A 7,326-nucleotide genomic window follows, 5' to 3' on the forward strand; every position below is an offset into this window, starting at 1 on the left:
TTTACAGTAAATTTCTGCAAATTAAGACTGCGACTGAAAACTACTTCCTTTTCCAACATTCTTTCACATGATCATTAACCATTCCTGTTGCTTGCATATGAGCGTAAACAACTGTTGAGCCCACAAACTTAAATCCTCTTTTTTTTAAATCTTTACTCAACGCATCTGAAATTTCATTAACCGCAGGGACATCATTCAACGTTTTTGGATTATTGTCCATTGGTTTTCCATCGGTAAAACCCCAAATATAGTTGGAGAAACTTCCAAATTCTTTTTGTATTTCCATAAAAGCAATCGCATTGGTAATGGTGCCTTTTATTTTTAATCCGTTTCGGATGATTCCGGCATCCTGCATCAGTCTTCCGATTTCGGCATCACCATATCGCGCTATTTTTTTATAGTTAAATTGGTCAAAAGCTTTACGGAAATTATCACGTTTTTTCAAAATTGTATACCAGCTCAAACCTGCCTGAAAAGTTTCCAAAACTAAAAACTCAAATAGTTTATCGTCCTCATAAACCGGATTTCCCCATTCGTTATCATGGTAGTCTCTATATAAATCATCTTTTTCACACCAGGAGCAGCGTGTTTTATTTTCCATCTTTGGCAATATATTTATTGATAAAATTATGGCCCAAATAAATCATAGGTGTCATTAAAACCGCAATAGCGAGTTTAATCGAATAGCCTGTCATGGCAGAAAGAAAAAAGGTTTTTGTATCCATAATACCAGGTAACCAAAAGGCAATTCCCAAAACAATAAAACTATCAAACAATTGCGAAATCACCGTTGAACCGGTACTTCGTAACCATATCATTTTGTTTCCCGTTTTTCTTTTAAAAAAATGAAAAATACTAACGTCTATCAATTGCGAAATCAAAAAGGCAGTTATACTTCCAACTATTATCAATTGGCTTTGACCAAAAACGGCATTAAACTGCAATGTCGAAACGGAACTAATTCCAGAGGATGGAATTTTCATTGCAAAGAATAATATGATAAATGTATAAGCAATCAAGCAAGCTGTGATGATCGAAAGTTTGCGAACGCCTTTTTCACCAAAATATTCATTGATTAAATCGGTTGTTACAAAAACAATCGGCCAGGGTAATATACCAATACTCATAACGGCCGGACCAACATCAATTAGTTTACCGCCGATAAGTTCTGCTACAACGGCATTTGTTATAAATATTCCTGCTAGAATAACATATACAATATCTTTTTTAGATTGAAACATCTGATTTGATTTTGATAAATAAAAAAACCTCTACAAAAGTAAAGGTTTTTTATTTATAGATTGAAGGTTATTTTACCACCAGCCATACACTTTATATACAACGCTTGGTTGGTGATTTCCATAAGCTACACCGATGTCGCGAGCGGCTTTGATAGTTGCTTTTTGGATATCCACATTGTCTTGTTGTTGTTTCATTTGGAATTTCCATTCACGTTGATCCAACTCTTTTACACGTTGTGCTATTTTAGTTGACAAGGCCAAAGCTTCTTTGTAACAAGATGCTCCTGGCTCAATTTGAGAAAGAATTCCTCCGGCATTTTCAGCGCTAGATAAATCTTGTGCTGCATTCCAAGCCGTCGTTGCTTCCATCAAACGTTGTTTACACTCTCTATCAATTTGTTTTTGATAAATAGGCGCTACTGCATCCATTGCTTTGTCGTAACATGCTTTGCATACTTCAGGAACACCTGTCAATTTCATGATGGCATCTTCAAATTTGTTTTGTGCAGCCATAGTTTGAGCATCTTTAAGGATAAAATCACATTTACTGTTGTAGTATTCCATGATTTTATTTTTCCCTTTTTCGATAAACGTTTGGTATACGGGATCTTTGGTTTTCAATCCATTTAATGCAGCGATATAGGCTTTCGTTTCGTTAGTTCCCACTCCTTTTAAGGTAACGGATTGACTAGAAAATAAGGTGCCATCTATACCATCACCAATATATAAGGTAACTTCTAAAGTATACGCATGCATGGGTGGAGCAGTTGGCGTAATGTCTTTCGTTAGCACTGATATATTCGTTGTCATGATAAATCTAGAATTCGAAGAACCGCCTAGGCCGTTGGCTGTTGCTATTTGAGACAATTTATTTGTTAAGCTTGCTTTAACAGCAGGAGTTATACCTTCTATTTGATCTGGGATATAAGCTGTAAGCGCAATACGAGCGCCATCGTCAGATTTCCCAACCGTGTTTTGTGACGAAGCTGTCAACGAAAAACCTAGGACACAGATTGCTAAAAGTAATTTTTTCATAAGTATATAATTTTATTTTTCTCCGATTACGATAGCCGCTTGCCCCAATCCTTTCATGGTTAATTTGGCTGTGATTTGGTATTTTTCTTTTAAGAATTTTTGTAAGCCTTTGGCCCATCCTCTAGTGTCTTGTGCTTTTCCGTTTGCATCCATTAAGGCAATACGAACTTGCTCAAAGAACATTTTGTTCTCAGATGATTCAGTAGTACTAAATCTTCCTTTAACGGTGTTGTCAGAAACCCATTTTTCTATGATTGAACCTAATTCTTCTCCTTCGTATTCGGTTTCTAAATCACCTTCAAATGAGTCGAATTTTTTAATTCTCATAGTTACTTCTCTACCATTTTCGAACATGTCTTCGAAGTGTTTTTGAAGTAATCCATTAAAGTTGTCTAAGTGCGATAAAACCGCAGTTTCTAACATTATAGGTAGTGGAGCGCCAATTAAATCATTTCCAGTACCAGAAGCACCTGCTACGTTTTTGTCGGTATAGGCGTCAAATCCAGCCAAATCAAAAGTTACTGATTTTTTTGGTCCGAAGGAGTTAATTTTCCAGTTGATTTGCATCCAGATATCTGCTTTGGCCACACTTTTTAATTTATCTACTGGGCTTTCGCTAATTCCAGATCCCGTTTTACTGCTAGTCATCGCGTTTTCAGCCGCTTCTGATTCAATCGATTTTAATGTTTGTTCTAAAGATTTCAATTGAAACCCACGAGCAGCCATCAATTCTCCCAATTTATTCATCACCAACGTCAATTCGGTATTTTCTTGTACTGCACGTTTGTAATCACAAATTTTAATTTTAGAACCTTGATTGTCAAATTCTATAAAAAAACCGTTGTTAATACACCAGTTGTCACTTGGTACTACCATAATAAGCGGTTTTTTTGCTTGAGCAAATGATTCAATTGCTACTAAAGCAAAAAGGGAAACTATTAAATATTTAAAGTTAATTTTCATACGTTTTTGTTTATTGTTTTATAATGTTATCAGCAATCAATTTGGCTTTTAACTCTGCACGTAAAATACGTACAACCAAACCATTGGTAACGCTTTCCTTCATTTTTTTACGATCACGATTGATTTTATCACCAATGCGCTCGTCGCGAAGAGATACGTAGTTTTTGTATTCGCCGCCATCTGCAAAGAAAGCATTGAAATAATCTTCATATTTTTCTTCTGCATTTACCTCAAAAATCAACGGTTTTTGATTGCATTCTTGTTTGCCTTCACGAATTCCTTTGAAAATCACATCACGCATAGCATTCTTTTTTGCTTGTTCAACAGCATCCGCACGATTTCTGCCGTTACCCCAAGCTTTCAAAGTTTGTGATCCATCTAATTCTACCCCTAAACATTCTGTTTTATAGGAGTAATATCCAGCTGTTTTTTTCTGAGCTGTAGCACTAAATGTAAGCACTAACACTACTAAAGTTGCAATTATTTTTTTCATTTTTCTTACGATTAAAATCCTGCAGACAATCCTTTTATTATACCGGCATTTTCTAAATCTTTACGCAAATCTTCTTTGCGCACAGAAATCAAAACCCCAATTTTGTACTCTTTACCCACTTTCATTCGGTCTTCAGCGGCTACAGCCCCATCATTGGTCAAAGAAACGAATTTCATATATTTTCCTCCATCAGCAAAAAAAGCATCAAAAAAGTCTGCTTTTTCGTCTTGTAAGTTTGGGTTGTTAGTTAAGGGTGATTGACCAGGGACACGATCTTTACCTGCATATCCTCTGAAGATAATTCCGTGTACGGCATTCTTTTTGGCTTGCTCTATGGCTACATCTGGTTTTTTTGAATAGGACCAAACTTTGATCAAATAAGTACCTGCAACTCCTTGTTGAACTGCCTCAATTTCATAACGCCAATTGTTGGTGTCTTTGTCTGCTTTTTTTCTTGCCTGTGCATTTCCAATAAAAGGAAAAGTAACAACAGCAAGAAGAATAATTAATAGTTGTTTCATTTTTGTTTTGTTTTTAAGATTAATAAAAGACCATTCCCTTGCCTAGACAAAGGAATGGTTGAAAAAATTACTTAATTTGACGAATTAATAAACCAGAGTAGTATTTACTTCCACCTTTGAATGTTGTTCTATCAATCGCTCCCTCTACCGGTACTTCGTCACCCAAATTGAAATTATTATCCCAAATTTTGTCCCCGTCCACTTTAATAGTTCCAATTCTTTTGTATTCAATTTTACCTGTTTTTTCATCCATTACTGCTTCCAAAACTTCAAATTTATCACCACCTTCTAAACCTTCTTTCAAACCAATTTTAGCCGTAATAGGGTCTCCCGTAAACAAAGGCACTTTTGGTTTAAATACATCATAGTTTTTTTGCAATTTCGCAAAAACTTTATCAATGTTTCGTGTAACCGAAAGGTTTATGATTTGGTCTTCTGTCCTTTTTTCTTTTAAAGAGAATGTCACTAATGTAGTTGCTTTTTGTGAACCCACAAATTCCATCTGGAACAAATCAGTATTATTGTCAAATTTGGCTTTTTTAGCTGGTGTCATATCGCTTTTTTCACCATACATTTCGCCGTAGAATATGCCTTCAACCTCTGCATTCCATTTTAATTTATACAAATAAGAAGTGGTCCAAACAGAATAACCTTCTTTACCTTTTTCGTATGCTTTTTGTGCGGCTTTTACCCCCATTGTGCGCACCAATTCGTTTGCATTATTCAAGGATAAAATAATGCCATCACGAATTGCTCTTGCAATGGGCTCGTTTTCTACGAATTTCATTTTAGAAACTACAACAAAAGTATTGTTGATTAATTCAAATCCTGCTGATTGTAACAAAGATTTTCCATCACTAGATGCAGCAGCTGTTTTAGTATCTAAAAATGAAGCATTAAAAGCACCACGGTCCCCAATTAAATTGTAATCAAAACTTCCATCTGCTTGTCGGTTATACCATTTGGCAACTAATTTTTTAGCAATTTGCTGTTCTTTGAAGTATTTTTCAATTACCTCAGGTGTTTTAGCTTCTATAGTATCATTTGAATATTTAGCTGGGTTAAATGATTTTTCACCAATATTATGATTATCATATTTGTTTGGGAATGGCGCACCATAATAGGCATTAATTACTTGGTCTTTTTTTGGAAAATCTGAAGATTCAATCAAAATAGTATGTAAGGAACTTCTTCTGTATTTGGTTTCCTTCATTTCTTTTTGACTTTGCTGAGCAAAAAGCATGGAAGCACTTAATGCAGCAATTGTGGTAATAAAAATACGTTTTGTCATAATAATTGGTTTTTGTTTAAATTGGTTTTTGTTAAGTTTGATATTATTCTTAGAATAAACAACCTAAAGAAAATTGTATCACAGAGTTGCTGGCTCTTTTGTTATCATCACCAGTTGCGCCCGTATCGGTTAAACCTAAATTATATCTACCTTGAATAAACACTCCATTTTTAAACTCGTAATTTAATCCAGCGTTTAATCCAAAATCTAAAGTTTTAATCCCTTTAATTTTATCATTAGAGTCATTTGTCTTGTTTTTAGCAGAAATCAAAAAGCCAACTTGAGGGCCAGTTTCCAAATATAATCCTTTTAAAACAGGGAATTTTGCCAAAACGGGCAATGTGATATAATTTAATTTATATCTACTAAATCCAGGCACTGAACCAACAGTTGTTCCTTGGCCAGAGTACAATAACTCAGGTTGTATAGAAAATTTATCAGAAACAATAATTTCTGCTAACATACCAATGTGTACACTAGTTCTAATTCCTAAATCTAAATCATCAACATCTCCCATTAAGTTGGAAACATTTAATCCCCCTTTGATACCCAGTTTAATACCTTCATCAAGTTTAGATTTTTGAGAAAATACTGAAATAGTACAAAAAGTAACAAATAATAAAATAATTTTCTTCATAGAATAAATTTTAGTTAATAAAAATTAAGTGTAAATATTTAGTTAAATTTAAAAAGGCTCAAATATATACATTTATTTATTTAAGAATCATTTTGTTAAAAAAATAATAAAAAGTTAATATTATAAAAAGAGTACTCATCCTAATTAATATTTTTTTTGAATTAAAAAAGCAGTGATTAACTAAAAAGATTTATTTGCCAAAAGTTACTTTTAAAAATTATGCAAGCAGTTGAAATGATTTCAACTATTTTTTTGATTTGATTTTTCATTACTTTTGGTAAAACAAATTAACTAATGAAAAAAATAATTTTAACATTGATTACGATTGCTCCTATATTTATGGTAAATGCACAAGCAAATCAGAATGCCTTCCTAAATGATTGGACCGGACCTTATGGTGGTGTTCCAGCATTTACAGATTACAAACTTCAAGATTTAAAATCGGCACTCGAATTTGCCATTAAAGAAAAATTGAATGAGATTAATAAAATTGCTAACAATCCAAAGCCAGTTACTTTTACTAATACTATTTTGGCTTTAGAAAAAGTGGGTAAGAGATACAATCAAATTTATGCCGTTTTCGGGATTTATAGTGCTAATATGAACAGCCCTGAATTTGAGCCCATTGAAGCCGAAATGACACCTAAATTTTCAGAATTAAATAGCAAGTATTACCAAAACGCAAAACTTTTTAGCAGAATAGCCAAAGTTTATAATGATCCTGCAACAAAAAAATTAACTAGTGAGCAGCAACGATTGGTTTGGTTATACTATTCCAACTTTGTTCGAGAAGGAGCAAAAGCTGATGCAAAAAGTAAAGCTAGAATAGCCCAAATTAATAAAGAATTAGCGGCTTTATTTACCAAGTTTAGTCAAAATCAATTGGCTGACGAAGGCAATTATTATTTAGAACTAAAAGATGAAGCCGATTTTGATGGCTTACCTGATGAATTAAAAAATGCTGCTATTGCTGATGCCAAAGATAGAAAACAGAATATAATGGGTTGCATTGCCAATACACGTTCTTCTATCGAACCGTTTTTGACTTTTTCAAACCGCAGAGATTTGAGACAAAAAGCCTTTGAGATATTTACTAGTCGTGGAGATAATGACAATCCTAATAACAATAATACTACTTTAGTTCA

The 7,326-nt window shown here is 33.7% G+C and carries 8 protein-coding genes and 1 pseudogene; 1 reads left to right on the forward strand and 8 read right to left on the reverse strand.

Translation table 11 applies throughout. From position 1 onward, the window contains the following. Positions 1-40: 40 nt before the first annotated feature. The 8 genes from ACOYLP_RS02345 to ACOYLP_RS02380 form a co-directional block, all read right to left on the reverse strand. A complete protein-coding gene (locus ACOYLP_RS02345; protein WP_422854567.1) occupies positions 41-601 on the reverse strand; it encodes a DNA-3-methyladenine glycosylase I in 561 nt (186 codons plus the stop codon). Beyond that, on the reverse strand, positions 591-1,241 hold the full coding sequence (locus ACOYLP_RS02350) for a queuosine precursor transporter (RefSeq protein ID WP_422854568.1): 651 nt from the start codon (positions 1,239-1,241) through the stop codon (positions 591-593). The genes ACOYLP_RS02345 and ACOYLP_RS02350 overlap by 11 nt, the downstream gene beginning before the upstream one ends. A gap of 72 nt (positions 1,242-1,313) precedes the next feature. Continuing rightward, a complete protein-coding gene (locus ACOYLP_RS02355) occupies positions 1,314-2,276 on the reverse strand; it encodes a hypothetical protein (protein WP_422854569.1) in 963 nt (320 codons plus the stop codon). A 12-nt stretch (positions 2,277-2,288) separates the two neighbouring features. Further along, positions 2,289-3,239 carry a DUF6175 family protein gene (locus tag ACOYLP_RS02360; protein WP_422854570.1) on the reverse strand — a complete coding sequence of 317 codons (951 nt, stop codon included), beginning with the start codon at positions 3,237-3,239 and terminating at the stop codon, positions 2,289-2,291. A 10-nt stretch (positions 3,240-3,249) separates the two neighbouring features. Further along, positions 3,250-3,732, reverse strand: a complete 483-nt coding sequence (locus ACOYLP_RS02365) for a hypothetical protein (protein ID WP_422854571.1) — start codon at positions 3,730-3,732, stop codon at positions 3,250-3,252. Positions 3,733-3,743: 11 nt separating this feature from the next. Next, complete coding sequence (locus ACOYLP_RS02370; RefSeq protein ID WP_422854572.1) at positions 3,744-4,253, reverse strand: hypothetical protein; 510 nt, start codon at positions 4,251-4,253, stop codon at positions 3,744-3,746. A 67-nt stretch (positions 4,254-4,320) separates the two neighbouring features. Continuing rightward, positions 4,321-5,544: a hypothetical protein gene (locus tag ACOYLP_RS02375; protein ID WP_422854573.1), complete on the reverse strand. Its 1,224-nt coding sequence runs from the start codon at positions 5,542-5,544 to the stop codon at positions 4,321-4,323. A gap of 49 nt (positions 5,545-5,593) precedes the next feature. After that, complete coding sequence (locus ACOYLP_RS02380; protein ID WP_422854574.1) at positions 5,594-6,181, reverse strand: porin family protein; 588 nt, start codon at positions 6,179-6,181, stop codon at positions 5,594-5,596. A 294-nt stretch (positions 6,182-6,475) separates the two neighbouring features. On the opposite strand from ACOYLP_RS02380, the pseudogene ACOYLP_RS02385 reads away from it, so the two are divergent. Further along, positions 6,476-7,326, forward strand: a pseudogene (locus tag ACOYLP_RS02385) (M3 family peptidase); the annotation flags it as partial.

Origin of the sequence: Flavobacterium sp., from assembly GCF_049318325.1 — a bacterium.
Taxonomy (GTDB): Bacteria; Bacteroidota; Bacteroidia; order Flavobacteriales; family Flavobacteriaceae; genus Flavobacterium.